The organism is Mongoliitalea sp., assembly GCF_054166905.1.
The window spans coordinates 1-25,739 of the sequence record NZ_JBSZCK010000009.1 but is presented as its reverse complement, the minus strand read 5'-3'; the positions used below and the strand labels follow the sequence as shown (position 1 = coordinate 25,739).

28 protein-coding genes are annotated in these 25,739 nt (G+C 40.4%); 19 read left to right on the top strand and 9 right to left on the bottom strand.

Going from position 1 to position 25,739, the window contains the following annotated elements:
- Positions 1-48 precede the first annotated feature (48 nt).
- From ACXIUD_RS01740 to ACXIUD_RS01725, 4 genes are all read left to right on the top strand, one after another.
- Complete coding sequence (locus tag ACXIUD_RS01740) at positions 49-729, top strand: 2-C-methyl-D-erythritol 4-phosphate cytidylyltransferase (RefSeq protein ID WP_458050914.1); 681 nt, start codon at positions 49-51, stop codon at positions 727-729.
- Between the two features lie 119 nt (positions 730-848).
- The gene (locus tag ACXIUD_RS01735; RefSeq protein ID WP_458050913.1) at positions 849-1,646 is read left to right on the top strand and encodes a LiaF transmembrane domain-containing protein; all 798 of its coding nucleotides are present in this window, start codon (positions 849-851) and stop codon (positions 1,644-1,646) included.
- 65 nt (positions 1,647-1,711) lie between these two features.
- On the top strand, positions 1,712-2,767 hold the full coding sequence (locus ACXIUD_RS01730) for a sensor histidine kinase (RefSeq protein WP_458050912.1): 1,056 nt from the start codon (positions 1,712-1,714) through the stop codon (positions 2,765-2,767).
- Positions 2,742-3,461 (top strand): LytR/AlgR family response regulator transcription factor, encoded by a 720-nt coding sequence (locus ACXIUD_RS01725; protein WP_458050911.1) that lies wholly within the window; start codon positions 2,742-2,744, stop codon positions 3,459-3,461. Before ACXIUD_RS01730 ends, ACXIUD_RS01725 begins: the two co-directional genes overlap by 26 nt.
- 31 nt (positions 3,462-3,492) lie before the next feature.
- Here ACXIUD_RS01725 and ACXIUD_RS01720 read toward each other — a convergent pair whose 3' ends face one another.
- On the bottom strand, positions 3,493-3,714 hold the full coding sequence (locus ACXIUD_RS01720) for a DUF2795 domain-containing protein (protein WP_008625540.1): 222 nt from the start codon (positions 3,712-3,714) through the stop codon (positions 3,493-3,495).
- Positions 3,715-3,790: 76 nt separating this feature from the next.
- Complete coding sequence (locus tag ACXIUD_RS01715; RefSeq protein WP_458050910.1) at positions 3,791-5,038, bottom strand: DUF349 domain-containing protein; 1,248 nt, start codon at positions 5,036-5,038, stop codon at positions 3,791-3,793.
- A 130-nt stretch (positions 5,039-5,168) separates the two neighbouring features.
- On the opposite strand from ACXIUD_RS01715, the gene ettA reads away from it, so the two are divergent.
- Together ettA and ACXIUD_RS01705 are read left to right on the top strand one after the other, a co-directional pair.
- Positions 5,169-6,848: an energy-dependent translational throttle protein EttA gene (gene ettA, locus ACXIUD_RS01710; protein WP_458050909.1), complete on the top strand. Its 1,680-nt coding sequence runs from the start codon at positions 5,169-5,171 to the stop codon at positions 6,846-6,848.
- A 177-nt stretch (positions 6,849-7,025) separates the two neighbouring features.
- Positions 7,026-7,211, top strand: coding sequence for a hypothetical protein (locus tag ACXIUD_RS01705; protein ID WP_458050908.1), 186 nt, complete (start codon positions 7,026-7,028; stop codon positions 7,209-7,211).
- A 107-nt stretch (positions 7,212-7,318) separates the two neighbouring features.
- Here ACXIUD_RS01705 and ACXIUD_RS01700 read toward each other — a convergent pair whose 3' ends face one another.
- The 3 genes from ACXIUD_RS01700 to ACXIUD_RS01690 are packed head-to-tail and all read right to left on the bottom strand — an operon-like array spanning position 7,319 to position 8,663.
- Complete coding sequence (locus tag ACXIUD_RS01700) at positions 7,319-8,053, bottom strand: hypothetical protein (protein ID WP_458050907.1); 735 nt, start codon at positions 8,051-8,053, stop codon at positions 7,319-7,321.
- Between the two features lie 39 nt (positions 8,054-8,092).
- On the bottom strand, positions 8,093-8,293 hold the full coding sequence (locus tag ACXIUD_RS01695; RefSeq protein WP_458050906.1) for a helix-turn-helix transcriptional regulator: 201 nt from the start codon (positions 8,291-8,293) through the stop codon (positions 8,093-8,095).
- Entirely contained in the window at positions 8,283-8,663 is a 381-nt protein-coding gene (locus tag ACXIUD_RS01690) for a hypothetical protein (protein ID WP_458050905.1), read from the bottom strand. Before ACXIUD_RS01690 ends, ACXIUD_RS01695 begins: the two co-directional genes overlap by 11 nt.
- A gap of 187 nt (positions 8,664-8,850) precedes the next feature.
- Between ACXIUD_RS01690 and ACXIUD_RS01685 the strand changes: the two genes are divergently transcribed.
- Together ACXIUD_RS01685 and ACXIUD_RS01680 are read left to right on the top strand one after the other, a co-directional pair.
- Positions 8,851-9,045 carry a hypothetical protein gene (locus ACXIUD_RS01685; protein WP_458050904.1) on the top strand — a complete coding sequence of 65 codons (195 nt, stop codon included), beginning with the start codon at positions 8,851-8,853 and terminating at the stop codon, positions 9,043-9,045.
- Positions 9,046-9,111: 66 nt separating this feature from the next.
- Entirely contained in the window at positions 9,112-10,413 is a 1,302-nt protein-coding gene (locus tag ACXIUD_RS01680; RefSeq protein ID WP_458050903.1) for a pyridoxal phosphate-dependent aminotransferase, read from the top strand.
- 357 nt (positions 10,414-10,770) lie between these two features.
- Here ACXIUD_RS01680 and ACXIUD_RS01675 read toward each other — a convergent pair whose 3' ends face one another.
- Complete coding sequence (locus ACXIUD_RS01675) at positions 10,771-11,751, bottom strand: zinc dependent phospholipase C family protein (protein ID WP_458050965.1); 981 nt, start codon at positions 11,749-11,751, stop codon at positions 10,771-10,773.
- 431 nt (positions 11,752-12,182) lie between these two features.
- Here ACXIUD_RS01675 and rpsT point away from each other — a divergent pair, with 431 nt between their 5' ends.
- The 9 genes from rpsT to ACXIUD_RS01630 all read left to right on the top strand — a co-directional run bounded on the left by rpsT (position 12,183) and on the right by ACXIUD_RS01630 (position 19,722).
- On the top strand, positions 12,183-12,437 hold the full coding sequence (gene rpsT / locus ACXIUD_RS01670) for a 30S ribosomal protein S20 (protein WP_189582508.1): 255 nt from the start codon (positions 12,183-12,185) through the stop codon (positions 12,435-12,437).
- Positions 12,438-12,554: 117 nt separating this feature from the next.
- Complete coding sequence (radC, locus tag ACXIUD_RS01665) at positions 12,555-13,253, top strand: RadC family protein (RefSeq protein WP_458050902.1); 699 nt, start codon at positions 12,555-12,557, stop codon at positions 13,251-13,253.
- Positions 13,254-13,256: 3 nt separating this feature from the next.
- On the top strand, positions 13,257-13,877 hold the full coding sequence (locus tag ACXIUD_RS01660) for a DUF1684 domain-containing protein (RefSeq protein ID WP_458050901.1): 621 nt from the start codon (positions 13,257-13,259) through the stop codon (positions 13,875-13,877).
- 119 nt (positions 13,878-13,996) lie between these two features.
- Positions 13,997-16,408: a phenylalanine--tRNA ligase subunit beta gene (pheT, locus tag ACXIUD_RS01655; RefSeq protein ID WP_458050900.1), complete on the top strand. Its 2,412-nt coding sequence runs from the start codon at positions 13,997-13,999 to the stop codon at positions 16,406-16,408.
- Position 16,409: 1 nt separating this feature from the next.
- On the top strand, positions 16,410-16,694 hold the full coding sequence (locus ACXIUD_RS01650; protein ID WP_458050899.1) for a hypothetical protein: 285 nt from the start codon (positions 16,410-16,412) through the stop codon (positions 16,692-16,694).
- A gap of 1 nt (position 16,695) precedes the next feature.
- Positions 16,696-16,980: a cell division protein ZapA gene (locus ACXIUD_RS01645; RefSeq protein ID WP_458050898.1), complete on the top strand. Its 285-nt coding sequence runs from the start codon at positions 16,696-16,698 to the stop codon at positions 16,978-16,980.
- A gap of 72 nt (positions 16,981-17,052) precedes the next feature.
- The gene (rny, locus tag ACXIUD_RS01640; RefSeq protein ID WP_458050897.1) at positions 17,053-18,621 is read left to right on the top strand and encodes a ribonuclease Y; all 1,569 of its coding nucleotides are present in this window, start codon (positions 17,053-17,055) and stop codon (positions 18,619-18,621) included.
- 178 nt (positions 18,622-18,799) lie between these two features.
- Complete coding sequence (locus ACXIUD_RS01635) at positions 18,800-19,261, top strand: antitoxin Xre-like helix-turn-helix domain-containing protein (protein WP_458050896.1); 462 nt, start codon at positions 18,800-18,802, stop codon at positions 19,259-19,261.
- Between the two features lie 5 nt (positions 19,262-19,266).
- Positions 19,267-19,722, top strand: a complete 456-nt coding sequence (locus ACXIUD_RS01630; RefSeq protein ID WP_458050895.1) for an RES family NAD+ phosphorylase — start codon at positions 19,267-19,269, stop codon at positions 19,720-19,722.
- A 16-nt stretch (positions 19,723-19,738) separates the two neighbouring features.
- Here the strand turns inward: ACXIUD_RS01630 and ACXIUD_RS01625 are convergent, their stop codons facing one another.
- Together ACXIUD_RS01625 and ACXIUD_RS01620 are read right to left on the bottom strand one after the other, a co-directional pair.
- Positions 19,739-21,373, bottom strand: a complete 1,635-nt coding sequence (locus ACXIUD_RS01625) for a transcriptional regulator (protein ID WP_458050894.1) — start codon at positions 21,371-21,373, stop codon at positions 19,739-19,741.
- Positions 21,370-21,777 (bottom strand): EVE domain-containing protein, encoded by a 408-nt coding sequence (locus ACXIUD_RS01620; RefSeq protein ID WP_458050893.1) that lies wholly within the window; start codon positions 21,775-21,777, stop codon positions 21,370-21,372. The genes ACXIUD_RS01625 and ACXIUD_RS01620 overlap by 4 nt, the downstream gene beginning before the upstream one ends.
- A 149-nt stretch (positions 21,778-21,926) precedes the next feature.
- On the opposite strand from ACXIUD_RS01620, the gene ACXIUD_RS01615 reads away from it, so the two are divergent.
- Entirely contained in the window at positions 21,927-23,588 is a 1,662-nt protein-coding gene (locus ACXIUD_RS01615) for a PHP domain-containing protein (protein WP_458050964.1), read from the top strand.
- The gene (locus ACXIUD_RS01610; protein WP_458050892.1) at positions 23,585-23,872 is read left to right on the top strand and encodes a hypothetical protein; all 288 of its coding nucleotides are present in this window, start codon (positions 23,585-23,587) and stop codon (positions 23,870-23,872) included. The genes ACXIUD_RS01615 and ACXIUD_RS01610 overlap by 4 nt, the downstream gene beginning before the upstream one ends.
- A gap of 164 nt (positions 23,873-24,036) precedes the next feature.
- Here the strand turns inward: ACXIUD_RS01610 and ACXIUD_RS01605 are convergent, their stop codons facing one another.
- On the bottom strand, positions 24,037-25,176 hold the full coding sequence (locus tag ACXIUD_RS01605; protein WP_458050891.1) for a 6-bladed beta-propeller: 1,140 nt from the start codon (positions 25,174-25,176) through the stop codon (positions 24,037-24,039).
- Positions 25,177-25,739: the final 563 nt, after the last annotated feature.

Genomic DNA, 25,739 nt, shown 5'->3' with positions numbered 1-25,739 from the left:
TTCTGGATATACAATAAGCCTTATTTTTGAGGACCTAATCGACATGATATGAAAAAGTATGCATTGATAGTAGCGGGTGGAAGTGGAACACGTATGGGAAGTCCTATAGCAAAACAATACCTTCCTATTGGAAACAAGCCAGTCCTGATGCATACCTTACAGAAGTTTCATGAGTTTGATACTCAAATGGACTTGATTTTAGTCATTCCGGGATCTGATGTGGATTATTGGAAGAGTCTTTGCAAAGAATATGATTTTCATATTCCCCATCAACTCGTATCAGGAGGACAAACCCGCTTCCAATCAGTCAAAAATGGTCTCAATGCCATTCAAAATCTAGATGGTTTGGTGGCAATCCATGATGGGGTAAGACCATTTATTCACTCAGAGGTCATCCATCAGAGTTTTCAGACAGCAGCCTTGACGGGAAGCGCCATCGCAGTGGTAGAGTTAAAAGACTCCATCCGAAAAGTGGAAGAGAATGGAAGTTCCTCCTTTCAAAATAGGGCTGCTTACCGATTGGTCCAAACGCCCCAAACTTTTCAATTGACCAAAATCAAACAGGCATTTGAGACGGAAGAATCTCCTGCTTTTACGGATGATGCGACTGTTTACGAACATCAAGGATGGCAAGTAAGTCTTATCCCCGGCAATCTGGAAAACATCAAACTGACTACACAGGACGACCTCCGATTTGCAAGCTTTCTGCTCGGTGAAAAAACAAGCTGAAATTCACCGATAAAAAACTGCCATTCACCGAGAATTGTCCGCTAATAGCCTATTCTTCTTCAGAAAGCCTATCTGCCTATCTTATTTTTGAATCATCAAACACATTCAATCATACGACAATGGCAACTAAAAACATCAACTCCGGAAACTCTGACCTGACAGCAGGTTTGATCGTACTTTTGGTAGGTGTAGTACTCCTGCTAAAGGCCCTGGGCTTTGTATTCCCATTTTGGTTAATTTCTTGGCCAATGCTTTTGATAGCTATAGGCTTAGTGATATTGGCAAGACATAACTTCCAAAATGGCTTTGGTATCTTCTTAGTAATATTTGGAGGGGTAATGCTTGTAAGTAAATACTTCAGCTTACCCTTCGAACTTAAACCATTCATCATTCCCGGTGGATTAATTCTCTTCGGTTTGTATCTTATGTTGAAAAGAAGTAGAGACAACCAAAAATTCAATGAGGATTTCTTTCGAAACTATAATGCTCCAAAAAAAGAAACACCTGAACTAAGCGAAGTGCCTATTATTCCTGAGACTGGCGAGTCTAAGCAAAACTTCTCTGGCTTCGATCATGCAGAAGTCTTGAATGCACAAGCACTATTTACAGGAATCCAACGCAGAATTTTCTCTAAAAACTTCAAAGGAGGTAAGGTTTCCGCTACATTTGGAGGCACAGAAATCGACTTTTCCCAAGCAGATATCGAAGGTGAAGCTGCAATCAATTTGGAAGTAGCATTTGGTGGTGTCAAATTAGTTGTGCCTCCACATTGGGATGTGCAAGTAAATATTGGGACAGTCTTCGCAGCTGGTGTAGAAGACAAGAGATTTTATAACCCAACAAAAGTAGACAAGACAAAAGTCTTGAAAATATATGGTTCAGTAGTATTTGGGGGACTTGAAATCAAATCCTTTTAGTAACTTAAGCGACCCTAGGAATTTGTTGATCAACATCCTAGGGTTTTCACCAACTCAAGCAAGCTATGCACCTTTTTCAACAAGGAATCAAAACCCATTGGATGGTCATACTCCTGATTGGGAGCAGCTGGACTATTGCAGTAGCTACTTTGTTACACTTTTATAGCCTGGGCTTATCCCAGGCTTTGATAGAGTCTTGCTTGCAGACCATGAGTATTTTGACAGGTGCTTGGTTACTTGGGAATATTTTCAATTTCTACATTCCTCAGAAGGGACAACTTTGGATTGGCATTGCACTACCTCTAGTATTTTCAACAGGTTTTACTGCCATAGGGTATGGAACAATCTCCATGATAAGCCCAAGCCAAGAAGTCTATATTCAATTTCTCAAAAACAGTAGTTATCTAAAGGGTACCTACCTCTATCTACTCTTCCAATTTTGGACTATACTATTACTCCTTGCTGGGAAATTAGAGGATCAGCAAAAGATCAAAGAAACAGAAGCCAACTCAATGAGGCTCGCCAAAGAAGCAGAGATGTATCATTTGAGACAGCAATTACAGCCTCATTTTCTTTTCAACAGTCTCAATTCTATATCAGCCCTTGTAAAGTCCCAACCAGAACAAGCCAGAGAGATGGTTGTAGAATTAGCTGACTTCCTCAGAGGAACTATTCGAAGAGATGGAAATCAATGGATCAGCATGGAGGAAGAACTTTCCCAAATAGAAAAGTTTTTGTACATAGAAAAAGTACGGTTTGGAAGTAGGCTTTTGGTAACGATCACCCAGGATGAAGCTTCAAAAAAACTAAAGATACCCCAACTGATGATTCAGCCTTTATTGGAAAATGCCATCAAGCATGGTCTTTATGGGATGACTGGAGAGGTAACTATTTCAGTTCAGATTTCAGAAAAAAATGGCAACCTTATCGTCTATATTCAAAACCCATTTGACCCTCAGGCAGGTCAGGCCAAAGGCAGTGGATTCGGTTTAGAAGCAGTAAATCGACGCCTGCAATTACTCTTTGGTAGAAGTGATCTCCTAAAAATCCAACAAAGCACCAATACATTCTCCGTAGAACTAACCATCCCACATTATGCAACTGAAAACAATCATCATTGACGACGAACCTTTGGCGACAACTTTGATTCAGGAATACCTTTTGGACTTTCCAATGATAGAAGTCTATGCAGTTGCCCATAATGGCTTTGATGGGATGAAAGCCATACAAACACATCAGCCTGATTTCGTCTTTCTGGATATAGAAATGCCTAAAATCAATGGACTCGAGCTACTGGAATTACTTGACAATCCTCCAGCAGTGATTTTTACAACCGCATACGAACAGTACGCTGTAAAAGCTTTTGATAATGCGGCTGTGGATTATCTATTAAAACCCTTTTCCAAAAGCAGATTTGCAAAGGCTATCGAAAAACTGCAAAGCAATATCAAGCAAGCTACCGGGGGAACCGATATTCAAGAAGAATTCCTCAGCAGAATCGTATTGAAAGAAAAAGGAGAAATCATCATCATTCCGGTCAATGAAATCCGTTACCTAGAAGCTAATGATGATTATGTAAACATTTACAGCACGCAGGGAAAACACTTAAAAAATAAAACACTCAGCTTCTATGAAAAAGGATTGGCTCCTTTAGAGTTTGTGCGGGTGCATCGGTCTTTCATTGTTAAAGTTTCAGAAATCACCAAACTTGAATCCTACGAAAAGGACGCTTATATTGTACTTTTAAGTAAAGGAGAAAAAATTCCAGTAAGCAAAACAGGATATATCAAGCTCAAAAACGTGCTTGGATTATAAAACGAAAAGCCTCATTACTGAGGCTTTCATATTAATATTCATCTTCGTTAAAGAAGAAATCATCTTTCGTGGGATAATCAGGCCAGATTTCTTCGATATTCTCGTAAGGCTCGCCATCATCCTCGAGTTCTTGGAGATTCTCTACTACCTCCAATGGAGCACCTGAACGGATTGCATAATCAATCAACTCGTCTTTGGTTGCAGGCCATGGTGCATCTTCTAAATAAGATGCTAGTTCTAGTGTCCAGTACATAGCTTATTAATTTTTTGTTTGTGCCTCAACGGCTTGCAAAAATAGAAATTGTTTTAAATATTCAACTGTTAACCAATTATTTATTTGAAAGTTCCTTCAAGATCTGATTTTTTACATCAACCTTTCTTTTGAAGGCACTTATTTTTCTTCTAAGCATAATCTCGAAATCTGGTTCGTTGGTTTGAACCTTCTCTGCATTATCACGGATAGTAGCCAATTCTGTTTCATCCCGATGAATCAAATCTCTTAAAATAGACGATTTGATCTTTTTCTGTTCTGAAATGTCTTTTTGTCTAAAATCTGCGTACTTGCCATTTGCAAGTTTATCCAAGAACTGCTTTTCAAATACCATTTCAGAGAAGAATGTAAAAGAACGCATCAATAGATTTGCATCCTTTGGCTTTCGCTGTGGTAATCTCTTCCAATCAGCTTGTAATTTCTTCGCAGACGAAACAACAGCAAAACTTGTTTCAGCATGAGCCAATTTTTTTATTTCTTCCAGCATGGATTCCATTTTCTTCATCAATTCCCATGGACGCATTTCAGGCTCTGTCTGCATAGAACGCTTAAATCTGCTAAAAATCCGGTTATTTAATTTAGAAAATTCATCCCATAGTGGCTGCCTTCTTTCTGCAGGAACTTTTCCGGCCGCTTTCCACTCTTTTTGAATTCGTTTGGAAATCTCAAAGGATAATTTTGGATCCTGCATAGCAAATGCATCTCTCGCCTGCTGTACAAGGGATTCGTAAACTTTAATATTCTCCTCGGCCTGTAAGGCTAAGCCTTCGAAGAAATTTTTCCTGTTTTCAAAAAAACCATCTACAATGGCATTAAACTCCTCCTCCATGCTAGCTTCCAGCTCTTTCTCTACAGGCCCTGTTTTGATCCAACGCATCTTCAGATTTTTAAATGCCTCAGAGGTATTTTTCCAATCCGTATCGTGTTGCATGGATTGAGCCTCTAAAATCAGCCCTTTCTTAATCTCCAGATTTTTCTCCCTGTTTTTCTGAATAATATCTTCCAGGTAGTTCTGAACCTTTTCCAAATCCTCAATCAATGGAATAAAATCTCCCAACGCATCGTATTGGTACAAGGAATCCTTTAAATGTAACAGCTTCATCAAAAAGGAACCCTTGTTTTGATTCTCTTCTATATCTTTTTTAAGCTGATTTATTTTTTCGATAAGCGTTACAAATCTATCCTCAAAATACTTGAGTGTACTTGCTTCGTCTTCTTTTACTTCTCCAATCACCCGATCTGGCTGATTCAAAAATCCTTTGAGATAAACCTTGTTATCTTTGATGTACCCGTATGGATGCTCCATGATGATTTAATAGGTTGGTTGCGTGGTAGCCAATTCTTAATTTTCTGCAAATTAATTAATTCAAAAGCATTTATCCTAAGAAAGCTATTTTTTTGGCATCTTTGCGTTTTAGCAAATCTAAGAGTAAACCATGAGCGGAGAAAAAATTATATTTTCAATGGCCGGGGTATCCAAAATTTATCCCCCACAGAAAAAAGTATTAAAAGATATCTACCTGTCATTTTTCTACGGAGCCAAGATCGGAGTCCTAGGTCTTAACGGTTCGGGAAAATCCTCTTTGTTGAAGATCATAGCAGGACTAGACAAGGATTTTATCGGCGAGGTAGTATGGTCTCCAGGGTACACCGTAGGCATGCTAGAGCAGGAACCTAAATTAGACCCTACCAAAACCGTTAAGGATATCGTAGAGGAGGCTGTTGCGGGTACAGTGGCTTTGTTGAAGGAATTTGAAGAAATCAATGAAAAATTCATGGATCCTGCCCTGATGGAGGACCCGGACGCCATGGACAAACTGATTACCAAGCAGGGAGAGGTTCAAGAGAAATTAGACGCAGCTAATGCGTGGGAATTGGATACTATGCTTGAAAGAGCCATGGATGCACTCCGTCTACCGCCAAGTGATGCACTGATAGAAAACCTTTCCGGTGGTGAAAAAAGACGCGTAGCCTTGTGCAGACTTCTTTTACAAGAGCCAGATGTATTATTACTGGATGAACCTACCAACCACTTGGATGCAGAATCCGTGCATTGGTTAGAGCAACATTTGCAGCAATATAAAGGAACTGTTATTGCAGTAACCCACGACCGTTACTTCTTGGATAATGTGGCTGGTTGGATTTTGGAGCTGGACAGAGGGGAAGGTATTCCATGGAAAGGCAACTACTCTTCTTGGTTGGATCAAAAGCAGCAACGCCTGAAGCAGGAAGAAAAGACAGAATCCAAAAGACAGAAAACCTTAGAACGTGAATTGGAATGGATTCGAATGTCACCCAAAGCCCGACAGTCTAAAGGAAAGGCCCGTCTATCTGCTTACGACAAATTGGTGTCCGAAGAATCCAAAGAGAAAGAAGCTAAATTAGAATTGTTTATTCCTCCGGGCCCACGATTGGGAGCCAAAGTCATTGAGGTGAATGGAGTTTCTAAAGCCTATGGTGACAAGCTCTTATTTGAAAATCTCAGCTTTAGTCTGCCACAAGGGGGAATTGTAGGAATCATTGGACCAAATGGTGCGGGTAAATCTACGCTCTTTAAATTGATTACCGGTCAGGAAAAACCGGATGCTGGTAATTTTGAAGTGGGTGATACGGTGAAGCTGGCTTACGTAGATCAAGAACACGATAACTTAGATCCGAATAAATCTGTTTATCAGGCCATCAGCGAAGGCAATGAGCTGATGAAGTTGGGCAACAAAGAAGTGAACGCACGCGCTTATGTGAGCAAGTTCAATTTTGGGGGATCGGATCAGGAAAAGAAGCTAGGCGTACTCTCCGGTGGTGAGCGAAACAGAGTTCACTTGGCTATGACTTTAAAAGAAGGCGGTAACTTGCTACTTCTCGATGAGCCTACCAACGACTTGGATGTAAACACACTAAGAGCCTTAGAAGAAGCATTGGAAAACTTTGGTGGATGTGCAGTGATTATCTCCCACGATCGATGGTTCTTGGATAGAATCTGTACGCATATTTTGGCGTTTGAAGGAGATTCTCAGGTGTATTGGTTTGAAGGCAACTTCTCGGACTACGAGGAAAACAAGAAGAAGCGTCTAGGGGATTTGACTCCGAGAAGGATAAAGTATAAGAAGTTGAGATAGGTACATTGTACCAAGTACCAAGTACCAAGAACCAAGTACGAAGTACGAAGTAGGGATTTGTTGTGTAGAAATAAGACGCTAGACATAAGATATAAGACTCGGGGCGAGTGTGGTCCCGAGTCTTTCTTTTATAAACAGATTTATCGAAAAACCTTATATTTAAAGAAAAATCAAAAGATGAGCTGGGGATTGAAACATCGTGTGGTATTACTCTTTGCATCCATCTTACTGGGCGTTTTAGCATTGCTAAATCAAAGCTGGATGACTGCTGTTGCCATGTCCTTGGTGATGACATCTTTAATACTTCAAGTAGCCCATGAACGGAAAATTGAAAAGGAGTCGAAAAACAGACAGGAGGATTAAAATTGAAGCGTACTTTAAGCATACGCTTCATTTATGTTTTTTTTCTTTGGCTTTTTTTATTTTTTGACGCGAAATTTCAACGTGATTTACTTGAACCTATTTACCCACTAGTCTTTCTTATAAACTCGCCAAAAATCCCTGCTTTCGCTAGACTCCTCAAGGGCAATTCCTTGTTCCGCTAATTCTGCGAGCACACGATCTATTTTTCTGATGTCTGAAAATGTGAGGTACAAAGGTTGATTGCTCTGATCAGAAGTTGTAGAAAAATGGGCTTCTGGAAATAAGTCTTCCAATTCTTTCTTTACCTCATTCAAGGTATACCCAAACAAATTCATGCTGTTATTTTTCACTTCCCGATAGGTTAATACCCCTGGACCCATTTCCTTTTTTGCATCAGTCGCTTTATCCCAATCCACCACACTAAGTTTTTGGACGGAAACAATTTTCTCCTCCTTTTCAACCAACAAACCCATTTTATCCAACACCAACGCAGCAATTTCACCTTGTAAAAGTTTCAACGGTTTACTGGTTTTGATATCCGCATTGTATTGCCGCTCATCTTTAAATTTCAATTCAATATTGCCCACATCCATCAATACTCCCAAAACCTCCTTCAAGTCTCCAGATTTTTGGAGCATCTGAGGTCCTACAGCAAATCCTTGATGCGATGTCCCAGTGATAAACCGCTCCCGATAAACAGCTACCTGAAAGTCTTCATTCTTTTCCTCAAATACCAATTCCTGTCTTGGTCCTTCTAATTTGAGTAATTCAAATTTCCATACGAAGGACATTATCCCTAGAGAGACAATGCCCATAAAGCCGAGCATTTTCAATTTTCTCATACCTTCAAAATTTTAGAGTTTATACATAGATTTAATTCCTCAATCACCTTCTTCCAGCTCAAAAATCGCCTCCACAGCTTGTCCAAAAAGCTTGGCAATTTTCAATGCAAGCACCGTAGAAGGTACATATTTTCCTGCTTCAATGGAGTTGATCGTCTGACGACTGACTTGGATCAACTCCGCCAGTTCCTGTTGCGTCATGTTCTTTTTTGCCCGTTCTACCTTGATGCTATTCTTCATGATCCAATCGATAAATTTTATAATAGAAGACCAGCAAATAAATCCCTATAAACAGTATCCCCGCTAAAACTGCCGGAATTGGCAAATTGACCAAGCCTTCTCCTTTCCAATCATCCAACACCGAAAAAGCCAATATGAAAAGTACTTGGGCAAATACGGAAGTTTGTAGGGAACGGAGACGGATGCTTTGAATCATCTCGTCTTCCACTTGCTGCCTGGATGATGCGACAATAAACAAACCCAACAGAGCCAGTGATAAGAAAAGCAAGAAGTAATAAAATCCAAAAATCAAATGACCAAGTACGCCCGAGCCAAACAAGACCCAGCCTATCCATTTGAAATAATGAGGAAATAAGAAATTTGGAATCATGTGTCAATTATTTTTTACCAAATGTAAAACAAACTTTACATTAAGTCAAAACATTTTGACATTTAATTTTTTATCAACAAATAGAAATTCGATCGATACCCTTCAAACTCGTTCATTATAAACATAACTAATGAGCGCAACTTAAACAATAAACTTTCGTTAACCATAACAAATAACCCATAAAACTATGATACAAAAACATGTGCCCATTGCCTATCATGCGGTCTTCATTTTATTGGGTATAACTTTGGTAGTAAAATTCATGGGATGGATAGATATCCCATCCATAATAAATGCTATTTTAATAGTTCTTGCATCGGTTCTATTTTTTTGGAATGCCATGCTGACAAGAAAAGCGAGAGAATCAAAAACTGAAAAGTAATTTTTAAAAATCTTCAAAAAAAAGGTCTGTTTTTTGTTCCTTTACCAACGAAACACAGGCCAGCATATGAGAAATTTACTTTTACGCCCGGGAGCGGAAGAACTTTCCTACGAAATCAGAGGCATTGTCAAAAAAGCCAGAGAAATTGAAGCCTTAGGATATCCCATCACTTGGGAAAATATAGGGGACCCTATTCAGAAAAACAATGTAATTCCGACTTGGATGAAAGGGATTGTTTCGGAGTTGGTATTGAATGACAAAACTTACGGTTATGCGGATTCAAAGGGGGTATTGGAGACCAGGAGATTTTTAGCAGGTCTCAACAATGAGAAAAAAGGAGCCCAAATAACGGTTGATGATATTTTGTTTTTCAATGGGTTGGGAGATGCCATTGCTAAATTATACCAATTTCTAATCCCTACTGCCCGGATCATTGGCCCCTCCCCCGCTTACAGCACGCATAGCTCGGCAGAGGCAGCGCATGCGAATACCGCCCCAATCACCTACAAACTAGACCCTGATAATCAATGGCTACCGGATATGGAAGACTTGTATAATAAAGTGAAATACAATCCTTCCATTGTCGGGATTCTGATCATCAATCCTGATAACCCTACCGGGATGGTTTACCCAGCAGAAGTATTAAAGGGCTTTGTTGATATCGCTAGGGAGTTTAAACTCCTGTTGATTGCAGATGAAATTTATCAAAACATCACCTACAATGGCGTACAGGCGGTGGCATTGGCTGAAGTCATCGGAGATTTGCCTGCGATTTCCTTAAAGGGTATTTCTAAAGAATTCCCTTGGCCCGGTTCACGTTGTGGTTGGATGGAATTTTATAACCGGACAGCTTCTAAGGAATTTGCAAAGCTCTGTCAAACCCTAGAAAATGCCAAGATGATTGAGGTATGCGCTACTATCCTGCCTCAACTTTCGATTCCCAAAATCATGCAGCATCCCGCCTATCAAGACTACCGATTAGCTGAAAATGAAAAAATCGGTAAGCGAAGTCGCATCATGGCAGAGATTATGGGAAAAATCCCTGGCATCAAATTCAATCCTACCCAGGGAGCTTTTTACAATACCATTGTTTTTGAGGAGGGTGCGCTAAAGGAAGGACAATCCTTGGCAATAGAAAATCCTGCTCTCCGTGAAAAATTGGAATCTTGGTTAGAGCCTGATATGCCTTTGGATAAGCGTTTTGTGTATTATTTATTGGCTGCTCATCAGATTTGCGTGGTACCGATTTCTTCCTTTTGCTCCGATCTCAGAGGGTTCCGAGTGACTTTACTCGAAGAAGATGAACAAACCTTCCGCCATACCTTCGAACGTCTAGGCGCTGCAGTAGATGAGTATCTCAAGAGTTAGAAAATTAATGGGAGTTGATTAGGTGATTGGTTATTGAGTTGATTAGGTGATTGGTTATTGAGTTGATTGAGTGATTGGTTATTTAATTGATTAAGTGATTGGTAATTAGGTGTTTAGCAATTAGGTTAATTAAGTTAATCGTTCTTACGACATGAATCTAATATCCATCAATATCCAATATCAACTAATATCCCGAACCTTATTTCAACCTTATTCCCACTCATTTCTTCGAACTACCCCAAAAAACATCTCCACCCAGCAATATCTCAATATCTAATATCAACCAATATCCCCTTCCTTATTTCAGGCATCTAACCCAAAGAATCTATCCTTTCCACAATATCCTAATATCCAATATCAACCAATATCTTCTTCTTCCCGCGAATTCAGCGCATTCAGCGAGAACTCCAATCCGTTTTCATGTTCCCGCACAGGTAATGGATCTTTGGTGTCAAATTTTTCCTCAGGCAACTGTTCTTTGATATCCAATAAATCTTGCAAAACCGGTTGGCCTGCATCTATCCATGCGGTGTACCAAAAATCAGCCACCAATTTGATGGCTGCCCGCATCTGCCGCTCCACTTGCCCGTCAAGCATTTCATGATAAGCCATGGTAAATGGCCGGGAATGCAAACGGGTATTGATACCTCCCCTTTCTTCATAAGTGAATTTTTTATCTTCATCAAAACGATCCGAAAGCTCCCGTTCAAAACGGAGTACGGAATCCAAAGCAGCATGAGCACCCTCAACTGCCGACCAAATTGCGAGCTGAGGTCTTTCTATGTATAGCGCCTGACCAACAAAAAAATCATACTCATCCACCAAAAGTTCGGGAATCCTACTTTCCCAAAACGCATGAATTCCATGTTGATTGGTCAGTTGCCCATTATAATTTTGTGTAGTATGCAATGGCACATGCATATCCGCTATGTAATGTCCCAAATCCGCCGATAATCTTAAAATCGCTTTTTTATCCTTCTTCAAAAAAGCATTGGTCAGTTGTAATTTGACATGATAGACATTCCAAGGCCCAATTCCATGTGCTCTCAGGTAGGACTCCTCAAAGACTTCCAAAGCCTGATGCCAATAGCGGGGAAGCTTGTATAACGCACTGTCACCATACGCCTCTATATCAATATAATGTTTTTCTGCCTCTCCCAAGACTGCATACCTCCTTCGATCAGGGTTGATGGCATTCTCCGTAATAAAGTCTATGTGATATTTAAAAAAACCAAACATCTCCGGAGGTAAAGAAAATACGGCCTGTCTATTGATCCTTCGATGTGCAAAAAAGCCCCAAGCATACCCCTCCCCAACATTCACCAACAGCAAAGCCATCAACAAAGCTTGTTTTAGAAATCTTTTCCAACGATTTTTCATAGACAGGCAGTACCAACGTTAAACCAGGCAATCATGAAAGTTAAAGCTACGGGAATACAACAGAGATTCCTTAAAAACCACGGAAGTTAAACGTTTATTTAATCGACTAATTAGCAATACCTTACCATTTCACCCCCTTTTAACCCAAGGCTAATCGGTCAATTTGCAGGAAATACGGTGGGACTTTTAAATTTTATGAATAGAAGATTGCTTGAATCCCTTGAAAAGTACTACCTTTGCAGTATTCGGCGGGAATACTAGAATCACATATGATTTTCATACTCAACAAGGTTTTGTTTGAAAATCCCTTTGCAGTTAAAAATATTTGTATTAGTTTTGCACTCCGTTTAGAATTGGGGTGTATCAAAAGAATTTAAGTAAATTAAGATATGGCAAATCATAAATCCGCACTAAAGAGAATCCGTGCAAACGAAGCCAAGCGATTGAGAAACAGATATCAGCACAAAACGACTCGTACGTTTATCAAAAGGCTGAAAAATGTTACTGATAAAGCTGAGGCTCAGGAGTTATTGAAAACAGTAACATCCATGATTGACAAACTTGCTAAGAAGAACATCATTCATAGGAACAATGCATCTAACAAGAAGTCTAAATTGACTAAAATGGTCAATGCATTAGCCTAATACAAACTTAAACGTTTAAATTGCCCTGTCAGAGATGTCAGGGCTTTTTTATTTTGAGCCCAGTTAATACTTTTATCCAATAGCTTTTTTGATTTTTCATCAAAACCACTTGGGCTTATGGAAGCATATAATTCGATCAAAATCGCTCTTTTAGCGGAAGATGACCGTCCACGGGAAAAACTATTACTTCGTGGCAAAGCACATTTGTCTGATGCAGAGCTTTTGGCCATTCTCATTGGTTCGGGCACCAAATCTCTGAGTGCGGTAGACTTAGCCAAGTACATTCTTAAGCATTGTAACTATGACTTATCTGAATTGGCTAAAAAATCAATCACAGATCTCAAAAAATTCAAAGGCATAGGGGAAGCAAAAGCCATCAGTATCGTTTCGGCACTTGAACTGGGCAGGAGGCGTAAACTAATTACCGAGCAATCCAAACGTTTCAAAATCTCCTCTTCTTCGGATGTTTGGCAATTGATGAAGCCTGATTTGCTGGACGAGCCCATAGAGCATTTTTATGCTTTGTATCTGAACCGCAATAATTATGTCATTAAAAAACAGCTGATAAGTTCGGGAGGCACCACCGGAACGGTAGCAGATCCTAAAATCATCTTCAAATATGCCTTGGAATGCACGGCTAATGGTATGATTTTGGTTCACAACCATCCATCAGGCAATGTTAAACCTTCCGAACAGGATCGTCGTTTGACACAGAAACTGGTTGATGTAGGCAAAAATCTGGAAGTATCCGTACTCGATCACCTGATATTCACAGATGTTGCCTATTTTAGCTTCGCAGATGAAGGATTACTATAACTCATGACAACCCGAACTATCATTTTATTTGGAGTATTGGCGGTGATAGCCATGGCTTTTGCATACATGTTGACTGGTGTAGACAACGAAGATGTCTATATAGACAAAATTGAGCGAGAGCGGGATAGACAGTACAAATACCTCCGCTTCAATGCAGAATCTCCACTGACAGAAGAGCAAAAAAAGGCTTTGGGTGAACTGGATTTTTTCCCCATAGATCCCTCCTACCGTATTCGAGCAAAAATGGTCCCCGTAGAAGATCGCAAAATGCTGGAAATCCCTATGACAGATGGCAGTGTTGAAAAATACCTCAAGCACTCTTATGCTGAGTTTCAGATTCAGGGTCAACAAGTGCGACTTTTACTCTTACAAGCCGCACGAGAAACGGATAAGCGGAATTTTTTCCTTGCCTTTGCAGATGCCACTAGTGGAGAAAGCACCTATGGTGCAGGTCGCTACTTGAACTTAAAACAGGACGGTAAAAACAGCATCACTATAGACTTCAACTTAGCATACAATCCATACTGCGCATATAACCCAGAATATGCCTGCCCCCTCCCGCCTAGAGAAAATATCTTGGAAATAGCTATTGAAGCTGGTGAAAAAGATTATGTGAAAGGCTAAACACTCAGATTTTGCGCCTTTCTACCCTTCTGCTTTCAAATTCTACACTTTTTCGGCTCAAGGCTTCCTGCCTACAGCTTTTATCTTAAATTTGTGCATCATTTTGAAAAGCAGAACAAATGAAAATTTCATATAATAGACTCAAAACCTACATTGCCATTCAAGAAAGTCCTGAGGAAATCGGGGCTCTGCTTACGGGAAGTGGACTGGAAGTTGAAGGAATTGAGCAATTTGAATCCATCAAAGGCGGTCTCAAAGGTGTAGTCATAGGAGAGGTACTCACCTGTGAAAGACATCCCAATGCCGATAAGCTAAGCGTAACCACCGTAGATATTGGTTCGGCGGTAGTCCCAATTGTATGTGGCGCTCCTAATGTAGCACAAGGACAAAAAGTAATTGTTGCCACAGAAGGCTGCACATTATACCCTGTTACGGGAGATTCTTTCGAAATTAAAAAAGCTAAAATCCGTGGGGAGGTTTCCCAAGGAATGATATGTGCTGAAGATGAAATAGGCATCGGTGAAAGCCATGCAGGTATCATGGTGTTGGATACAGATCTACCCAATGGAACACCTGCAGCTGAGTATTTCAATATTGTCAATGATTATATTTTTGAAATAGGTCTGACACCTAACCGAGCGGATGCTGCCTCTCACCTAGGCGTGGCACGTGATCTCAAAGCACTTTTAAGAAGGGAAATCTGCATGCATTCTGTGGATGGTTTCAAGCATGACAACGAATCACGCATCATCCCTGTTGAAGTGGCAAATGCAGCTGATTGCCCTCGCTATGCAGGGTTGACGATTTCTAATGTAAAGGTGGGTCCTTCTCCTGAATGGTTACAAAACTACCTGAAAGCCTTGGACCTGGATCCTATCAATAATATTGTCGATATCACCAATTTCATTTTGCATGATTTGGGACAGCCTTTACATGCTTTTGATGCTGATAAAATTCAAGGAGGGAAAATCATCGTCCAAAAACTAGCAAAGGACACTCCTTTCTTGACTTTGGACGAGAAGGAACGGAAACTATCCGGTGATGAATTGATGATCTGTGATGAAAAAGGAGGCTTGTGTATTGCTGGAGTATTTGGAGGAAAAGGCTCTGGTGTCACAGATGAGACTAGCAGTATTTTCCTAGAGTCCGCTTATTTTTCTCCTGACATCATCCGAAAGGGCTCTCAATTTCATGGCCTGAAAACAGATGCTTCTTTCCGCTTCGAACGCGGCACTGACCCGAATATGCCGGTATATGCATTAAAGAGAGCTGCGATGCTCATCAAAGAACTCGCAGGTGGAGAAATCTCTTCACCGGTTATTGACCTGTATCCACAAGCAGTCGAGGACCGTATTATTGAGGTTAGTTATGCCAACATTGATCGCTTGATTGGCAAAAAACTAGAAAAATCAACCATTCGGGAGATTCTCGAGTCCTTAGAAATTAATTATATTGGGGAAACAGAGAAAAACATTACGGTGAAGGTAAAGCCTTACCGAGTAGATGTAACAAGAGAGGCAGATGTCATCGAAGAAATTCTACGAATCTATGGATTTGACAATGTAGAGTTAAGCGAAAACCAACAATCAGACTACCTAGCTGAGCATCCAAGCAAAGATCTTAATAAGCTCCAACTACGCTTAAGTGAATTATTGGCTTCAAGAGGATTTCACGAAATCATCACCAACTCCCTGACCAAGCCAACCTATGTAGAAAAATCAGGCTTCTTAAATCCAGCTCAGAATGTAGAAATCCTCAATAAATTGAGTGAAGATCTAGGTGTAATGCGCCAAACTTTACTCTTTTCAGGACTGGAAGTCTTGGCACATAACATCAACCGTAGACAAAAAGACCTCAAAGTATTTGAGTTCGGTACTGTCTATGCCAAAGCTTCTGAGGCTTATGCAGAGGGAAGAAAAATTGCCCTGTTTATGACGGGTGATAAAGCTGCAGAAAGTTGGCTAGAACCTTCGAAAAAATTGAGCTTTACTGACCTGTATGCAGCCGTGGAGCTTTTGCTAGAAAAACTAGGTATCAGCAATGCAAGCACGGAAATCATTCACGAAGTGCCATTTGACTATGCCCTGCAGTTGAAACTTGGAGAAAAAGTATTGGGGACTGCGGGTTTGGTACAGGAATCCTTAGCTAAGCTAGCGGAAGTAAAACAAGAAGTTTGGTACGCAGAATTGGATTGGGACTTGTTAGGTAAAAAAGCAAGTGGGATGAAAAAATTCCAAGAAATTTCTAAATTCCCAGAAGTAAGAAGGGACCTTTCTTTGGTGATTGACCGAGAGGTTTCCTACGATCAGATTAAAAAGGTAGCTTTGAAAGCTGGAGGGAAGTTATTGCAGCGCATGGGTGCTTTTGATGTATATCAGGGAGATAAAATCGAGGCTGGAAAAAAGGCGTATGCATTGAGCTTTTACTTGCAGGACACTGAGCAGACCTTAACAGACAAAGTAATTGAAAAGACCATGTCCCGATTGATTCAAAGTTTTGAAAACGAGGTAGGGGCATATATCCGAAAATAATATGATTCACGAATCACTCCAACGTACCGAGAAGCTCGTTCAGCAGCTGGGCAAGAAAATTCAGCAGGCTCAAAAAGACAATGAAACTTTGCAGTCTGAGTTAGTTTCCTTGAGAAATCAACTGGAAGCGAAAGAACGTACCTTGGAGGATTTTAAAAATCAAATTAAAATCGCTAAACTTGTAAACAGCATACCGGTAGAGGACTTAGAGTCTGCCGAATTGAGAGAAAAAATCAATAATTATATACAGGAAATTGACAATATAATAGCCTATTTGTCTGAGTGATATGGAAACACTTTCAATACGAATCAAAATCGGGGACCGAGAGTACCCCATGAAGGTGAAAGCAGAGGATGAAGCAAAAATCAGACATGCAGGCAAGTTGATTAACGATAAAATCAAAAGATACCGCGATGAGTTTGGCTTGGATGATAGACAGGACTTGTTAGCCATGGTAGCATTTGACGCAGTTGTCGAGTCCATGGAACAGAATCTCATCAATAGTGAAGACAGTGAATTGATAAAATCCAACGTAGAACGCATCAATCAACAGCTCGAATCTCTTTTATAATTATCGTACCGACCTCAATTGGTGGTAGATTTTTAAGCCCCTGAAGGTAGCGTAATAAACTATATATTACCTATGGGAGCAACCGTATTATTTATTATCCTGGCAGGCTTGGTTGGCCTAGCTGTAGGAGCTGGTTTAGCCAGTGTACTTGTAAAAAACAATAGTAAAAAAATCGAGGATGAAGCACGAGACAAAGCTAAAAGCATTGTCCGTGAAGCTGAAATCAATGCAGAAGCATTGAAGAAGGATCGTATTCTGGAAGCCAAAGAAAAGTATCTGAAGCTGAAGTCGGAGTTTGAGGAGGAGATGAATAAGAAGAAAAACATCATCATCACCAACGAAAACAAAATCAAGCAACGTGAGCAGGTACTCTCCAAAGAATTGGAGCAAATCAAGCGGAAAGAAGCTGAACTGGATTCCAAAAAAGAAAATCTACAAGCTCAATTGCATTCGGTGCAAATAAAAAAGGAAGAATTGGACCGAGTGACCAGTCAGCGGATCGCAGACTTGGAAAAGATCGCAGGGCTGACCAAAGAAGAAGCCAGAGAACAATTGGTGGAAATGCTGAAAGATGAGGCACAGACCAAGGCTTCTTCCCACATCAAAGACATCTTGGACAATGCCAAACTTACAGCGACTAAGCAAGCCAAAAAGATCGTTTTGGACACTATTCAACGTACAGCAACAGAGCATGCCATTGAAAACTGTGTCTCCGTATTCAATATTGAATCAGATGATATCAAAGGTAAAATCATCGGTAGAGAGGGTAGAAATATCCGTGCTTTGGAAGCAGCTACAGGTGTTGAAATCATTGTAGATGATACGCCTGAGGCAATCATTATTTCCGGATTTGACCCTGTGAGAAGAGAGGTAGCGAGACTTTCCCTCCACCGTTTGGTTCAGGATGGACGTATTCACCCTGCTCGAATCGAGGAAGTAGTTCAAAAGACCGAGAAAAACATCGAAGAGGAGATTGTAGAGATCGGAGAAAGAACCTGTATAGAATTAGGCATTCATGGCTTGCATCCTGAGCTTATCAAGATGGTAGGCCGTATGAGGTTCAGGTCTTCTTATGGTCAAAACTTATTGCATCACTCCAAGGAAGTGGCCCGTCTGTGTGCTACCATGGCAGCTGAAATGGGCCTAAATGCCAAGCTGGCGAAAAGAGCAGGTCTCTTACACGATATTGGGAAAGTATATCCAGAAGAAGCGGAACTACCTCACGCAATCTTGGGTATGGAGCTCGCTAAAAAGTACAAAGAGCATCCAGAAGTATGCAATGCCATTGGTGCTCACCATGACGAAATCGAGATGACAACGATGATTTCCCCAATCGTACAGGCTTGCGATGCTGTATCCGGCTCCAGACCAGGCGCGAGAAGAGAAATCATGGATAGTTACATCAAGCGTCTGAAGGAACTGGAAAATCTAGCCTTGAGCTTTGACGGCGTAAACAAATGCTTCGCCATGCAGGCCGGTCGCGAATTGCGGGTAATGGTAGATGCCGACAATGTAGATGATCAAACAGCAAGCAAACTTTCTTTTGACATCTCTCAAAAGATTGAAAAGGAAATGCAGTATCCAGGCCAAATCAAGATTACTGTCATTCGAGAAATGAGAGCAGTAAGCTACGCCAAGTAATAGATCTTACATCTAAATACACATCCCCAAGCACTTTTGCTTGGGGATTTTGCATTTAAAAGGTCTTCATAGAATTTATCTCTCAGTCAACAGTTAGAATTTTTTAAAAAAATCAATTAGATGAAATCATTTTTGGACAAATTACGTTATATTAGAGGACAATTTACCGATTAATGTCATGGCCAAAAAATCTCCCAAAGTTAGCGAGCCTGCAGTAGCTGCTTATGGCAAAGCTGTTTTTTCAATAGACTCCATTCTCAATATGGACAGTGGCTTTTTTGACGAGCCATTGACCCGTGTTGACACCTTTCGAGATGGGCTCCGCAAGGAATCTTTCGAAAGCCTCAAAGCAATCGCAGGTTTGGATTACAATACCTTAGCAGCAGCATTGGGCATTTCTGCCAAGACCATACAGCGCAAAGAAGTATTTGATACCATCCAATCAGAAAAGATGTTTGAGTTGGCGGAGTTATACGCTATGGGCATCTCTTATTTTGGCTTGGAAGGTTTCCGCAAATGGATGGAGCGCCCATTATTTTCCATTGGCAATCGTAAGCCCTTGGACTTGATAGACGTATCGGAGGGCTTGGACATCTTAAAGTCCGAGATCATGCGCTTGCAGCATGGCATAGCCGTGTGATGCTGATGAAGGCCTATAGAATCGCCTTGACCAAATATGCTGATACGAGTGGTGAAGGTGCCAAACGTTATGGTGGAAGATGGAATTTACCCGGAACTCCTGCTCTGTATGCAGGCGCTAGTCTCTCAGTAGCTTTATTGGAAAGACTAACAATTGATCCGGAGCTTTTCTCTTCAGAGCGACATATACTCTACACTGTAATCGAGTTTGATTTACCTTCCGAACATATTTTTATACCGAATCTTTCAGAACTACCTATTGGATGGAATAGCCTACCTGCAATACAGGCTTCTATGAATTTTGGTAATAAGCTATTGACTGCAGGAAGATTGGGGTTTGCTGTGCCTTCTATTGTAGACCCTACTTCTCTAAATCTGGTAATCAACCCGCAAGCAGATCTATTTCCTTCCCTAACAATAAAATCGTATCCACTCAACCTGGATAGCCGAATTATTCGGTGACACTAGATGGGCATTCTTATTTTGCATTACGAAGCATCCTAGACTTTTGCTCTCCCGTGAAAAGATCTCCATCCACTCTAATTTTTGTCAAAAAGTAGACGTCCCTAGTAGCCTCTCTCATATTTTCATCCATGTACCGTACTTTTTGCTTCCCCGAAAGCAGAAAAAAATCATCGTACCAATAACGAAGTTCCAAGGATTCTTCTTTTGTTTCCCGAATCCGGGCATTTTCATCCATCAGTTGAATTTCAAATTCCTCATTCAAAAACTTCATTTCTCCATCCTTTAAATACGTCGCCAAGATTTTCACTCCATCCAAATGGAGGAAATGCAGTTTGCTCCCATCGAAATGTACCTCTCCGTATTTTCCGGGAATGATACGGGTATGATTGAATAAATTGATGGCATTATCCCACAAAACACGTCCATCCCGGTGTATATAAATCATATAGGCAGCATGATAACGGTACTCGGTAGGAGTCATTGCATTCATCGTGCGGAACCCTGGATTTCGGACTCCCCAAGGTCCTCCCATAAAATTCGGGTCATAAAACATGCGCTGATTTGCATTTACTTGAGGAGAATACATCCCATCACGGGCTGCATACCGAGGATTATTGATGGTTAGATTTTCGGTATAAATCAAAAATCCCTCTTGAGTAGGAATAATCTCCCGAAGCGTAAAGACTGGTCTAATGGTAGGGATTTTTCCTTTTTCAATAGTTTTTTCTATAGCTCGAATCTTTTTTAGCTCTTGCTTTTCGGTAAGGTACGCGTAATAATTGGGGAAGTCTTCCAAGGTATACTTTTTCATTTCATACTCCCCAAATTGATTGATTTCTGAAATGTACAAGCCTCGATAAGCTTCTCTCCTTCGTAAGCCAAAGGTTCCCAACATGTGTTGTTGGTAATCCTGAATCCCTGTCAGCACCCCTTCTACCAATTCATTTTCCCGATCTTCGGAATCCTGCATCAATATATCCCGCATCTTGTTCCCCTGATTATCAAAGCTCAATAAAGTGAGTTGCTTTTCTTTGAAGCGATTACGCTTAGATACCAAAATATCTAGCAAGCCTAATTCGGAGTCTTTTCTTACTTGCAAAATTTTACTATCACGGAAATAAATTCCTTCTAAGGTAAAAATACTCCCATCTTCCAATCGGAAGAGCTGAACTGCCGGTCTATTTTCAATCAAACCCATAAGCGCAACACTCCCATCAAAAACGACAAACTCCTGAAGCTCCATGCCCAACAATTTGCTCAGGTCAACTTCCGTAGCTTCCTTACTTTGCAGGTCTATCGCAATTAAATATTTGTCTGTACTAAGTGTTGTCCCTTTTTGCAGTAAGACATAAAATATCCCTTCATCAATATCATATCCAAGCAAATCAAAATTATCCTTAATTCCCACCTCATGAATAGGTTCGGAGTTCAATTCTTGGTCAGCCACGAAAAATTGTAATTTGGTTTTAAGATTAAATCCACGCTCTGGCAAAGTCCGAAAACCAACGACGCGCTCTCCATCAATCATCAACATGAAATCATTCTCCATGAATTTGATCTCTACCTCATGCCTATTAAGAAAGGTGATTTGTGCGTGGGATAAAAAAGCCATGCCAATCAAAATACATGTCAATGCAAACTTCTTCATCCTCCTTGAGCTACAATGTAATCAAATACTTCTTTGTCGACTGGCATGACGGATAGTCTGCTTTGCTTGAGTAAGGGAAGACTGTGGCAGTGCGGATCTTCTTTGATCGCAGCCAAGGTAAAAGCAATTGCAAACTCCTTTACTGCTGCCAACCTGACCGCTACCCAACCTTTTCCATCAGTAGCTTTAGGATCCGGAAAGGCTTCCTCCACCACCTTACTGACCCCCACGATGGCTTTTTCTTTCCCACTGTGATAAAACAAAACCAAATCCCCCAATTGCATGGATTTCAAAAAATTGCGCGCCTGATAATTGCGAATCCCATCCCAAACATCATCCTCTTTTTCCATCAAATCTTGGAAACTGTATTCCTCCGGTTCAGATTTTACAAGCCAGTACTGCATATGCATTGATTTTTAAAAATGTAAGATACACTTTCTGAATTTCATTTTAAAACAATAATTGATGACATTTGTCTTACTATTCAAACAACCTTTTTGACATTTTGGACCAGAAAACAATCCTTAGACATCTCAAACTCATCATCAAGCTTATGGAGCTGCATGATGAAAACAGTTTCAAAATCCGAAGCTACCAATCCGCAGTGAATACCATTGACCGAGGGGATGCTTCCATTGAGGGAAAGTCAATCGCCGAACTGCAATCCATTCAAGGCATCGGTAAAAGTATTGCGGAAGTAATCGTGGCGCTTCAAGAAAAAGGGACGCATGCAGTCTTGGAAGACTTGCTTCAGCGTACCCCAGAGGGGATTTTGGAAATTTTGGAGATTAAAGGATTGGGACCAAAAAAGGTAAAAATCCTGTGGGATGAATTGAACATCACCTCCACCCATGAACTCATGGAGGCTTGTCAATCCGGTCAAGTGGCAAAAGCGAAGGGTTTTGGTGAAAAAACGCAGGAAAGCATCATTCAAGCATTGGAATTCAAAGCGGCTAATCAGGGAAAATGGCTCTATGCAGATATAGAGGAAACCGCTGAGAATGTTCTACAAGAATTGAAAGAAAAGCTCGGTATTACCAAGGCTTGCTTCGTAGGAGCATATGCCAGAAAAATGGAAATCATCGATGTGATTGAAGTTTTAATCGGCACCAATGAAGCGAAAGAAGCTCTTAAAAAACTGGAAACCTTGGAAAACTTGGCGAAAGACCAAAAGAGTTCCAGCCCATTCAAATGGAGAGGCAAGGTAATCGAGCCGGAAGTTCAGCTGATCATTCATTTCGCTCCTGAGAATCGCTTTGTTAGCGAAAAAATGCTCCGAACAGCCACCAAAGCTCACTTGCTGTATCCCTTGGCAGAAAACCAAACTTTGGCAGAAATCATCCAAGGGAATCCTGAAGTAGAAAGCGAACAAGTCATCTATACCAAAGTCAACCTTCCCCTTATACCCGAGGAATTACGAGACGGGCTTTTTGAATTTGAACTTGCCCAACAAGGTCAGTTGGATAAGCTATTGACGCTTTCTGATTTGAAAGGGATATTGCATAATCACTCTACGTATTCCGATGGCAAACATAGCTTACGACAGATGGCGGAGCATTGCAAAGCCATGGGTTATGAGTATCTAGGGATTTCAGACCATAGCCGTACTGCTTCCTATGCAGGAGGCTTGGATATAGACCGAGTACAGCAGCAACATCAGGAAATCAACGCGCTCAACAAAGAGTTGGCTCCATTCAAAATCTTCAAAGGAATTGAAAGTGACATCTTATTGGATGGGAGTTTGGATTACCCTACCGAGGTCTTGGCTAGTTTTGACTTCATCGTTTCTTCCATTCATTCGTCCTTGAATATGGACAAGAAAAAAGCCACTGCCCGCTTGCTGAAAGCCATCGAAAATCCCTACACCACCATTCTTGGACATCCTACGGGAAGATTGTTATTAAGAAGAGAGGGCTATCCTATCGATCATAAAGTCATCATTGATGCTTGTGCAGCTCATGGAGTAGTGATTGAAATTAACTCCCATCCTTGGCGGTTGGACTTGGATTGGAGATGGATACAGTATGCGATGGAACAAGGCGTCATGCTATCAATAAATCCTGATGCTCATGAAATGGATGGGTATTTGGATATGAAATATGGGGTTTTGGTAGGTAGAAAGGGCGGACTAACCAAAGAAAAAACCTTCAATACCCTAACTCTCCAGGAAATGGAGCGTTATTTACAGACACGAAAACAACACATCACCCCATGAACTGGAAAGAAAAAGACTCCGGACTCTTATTGCAGCGCTCCTTCTTATTCGGTATTACCGGTATTATCATTTGCTTAATCCCTTTAATCAATAAAAACTTTCTGTTTATGAATTTGCCTATGGGTCCTCTGAATGGTGTAGGCATCCTACTACAATTCTTTGGGCTAAGCATTGCCGTGATGGTCATGCGTCAGCGCAAAGTAGCCGAAGAGCTCCAAGAAAAAGCCAAGAAGATGATTTTGGTATTGGCTGTGGCATTGGTGTTTTTCTTTATGGTGATCTAAGGGAGAATGCCACAAAGGCACAAGGGCACAAAGGAAAAGGTGTCACGCCAAGGCGCAAAGACGCTGTTTTTAGGAGCAGATGAGGTAAATTATATCTGTGTGAAATCAGTTTAATCTCCTGTATCTGTGAGAACCTTTGACTTTTTTATCGAAGCCTAACCTAATCACTTCAGAGATGACAGATCTAAAGAAAAGGTTAATACAAATGCTTTAGCATCTGGATTCGATTGTATGATTGACTGGAGTTGAGATCCTGAAAAGGATTCATCTTGTTGATTTATTTGATCTTTGGAAAGAAAGGCCAAAAATTGATTAGCGTCTACTCCAATAACTTTAGGAAATGGCTGATCAAAACTCAAGTCATTTTTTATAGCATCAAACCTGAGACTAATCCCCGACTCATCATCCACCAAGGCCATTTTAGGTACTTCCTGAATGATATAAAATAGTAAATACTGTTCAGATGTCGCTTCAAAAAGATTGAAAAAAGATGGCTGATAGGACATGGTCTCCATAAATTGATTAAATCCATCTTGATCCAATCTAAAATCTGTTTGAACCGGTGCTTTTACAGCATTTCCTTTATACCAAAAATGCATATATTCCTCAAGTTCACCACGGTCCACCCTGTAAATCGTTGGAGAAAACTGAGTATGGAGCAATATCTTTTGCTCAAATCCATCTAATACCTGATGAAAAGGATTCAGCGGATTCATTAAATACTCTATGGTAAAGGGTAAGTGAAACTGTAACTTTTTACCTTCTTCATTTAAAAAAACTAACGCATACTCCTGACCTCCTCCCGTAAGGCCAACATAGCCTGTTTGGGTCTTGGCAAATTTTCTTAAAGGCACTTCTAAAGGAATTGGACTTCGGAGATTAAAACCATCATCATTCACCTCTATTGGTAAAATTTTTCTCCCAACTCCATCAAGTACAAACAAGATGTCTGAGTCCACCCAAAAGTCTTTAACTTCTCGTACTTCAGATGGGCCCTCACCCCTATTCAGAGGTAAAGAAGCAAGTTGCCCCGTTGACTTTTCAAAAACAATAATTGAGCTTGAAAAAGTAAAGTCTCCCAGAAAAATCCATTTCTCTGTAATTACTAATTTATCCGCTTCAAACGGAACATTCCCGACTTCTCCAAAAAGAGGCACATACTCAACATTTTTGACCAATTCAGAGAGTGACCAAGATTCAGAAGACTCCTCGGGAATTACCAGAGCTTCATGAGATACTTCATTCGATTGGCATGCCAACAAAAATAAACATACAAGATTCTTAAGCGGATTTAACTTATTCATCGATAAATTAGTTTTAAAGAGTTTTTTTTTAACTAAGGCTATAAACAATACTAACGTGCTGATAAATAAAACTGCCTATAAGAACAGTTTGAAGAAAGAAAGAAAGAAAGAAAGAAAGAAACAAGTTTTTAGTTAAAAAAAATTTTTATCAAAAATTCATTAATGAATTAACACGTTTTATACTTGAATATTCATATTTCATGAAACCACAAAACAGATGCGGATAAACTCTATTTTTTTTAATGCTTATAACTTACACAGTAAAAAAGCAAAGGAAATAAAAATGGTGATGTTTTTAAGTTGCATGGAACTAATCAACATCACATCTGTGTAAAATCTTTTGAATCTCCTGTATCAGCGAGAGACTTTCGCCACGAACCTGCCTTGCGGTAGAAAGGGGCACAAGGGCAAAATGAAAGGTGTCACGCCGAGTAGGCAAAGGGGAATCTCACCCCTAAGCCTCTCACAGAACCGTACGTGACAGTCTCCCGTCATACGGCTCTTGTTATTCTTGATAAAGTTTCAACAGTAACCTGTTTGCCAGTGATAAAAGAGACTGGGAT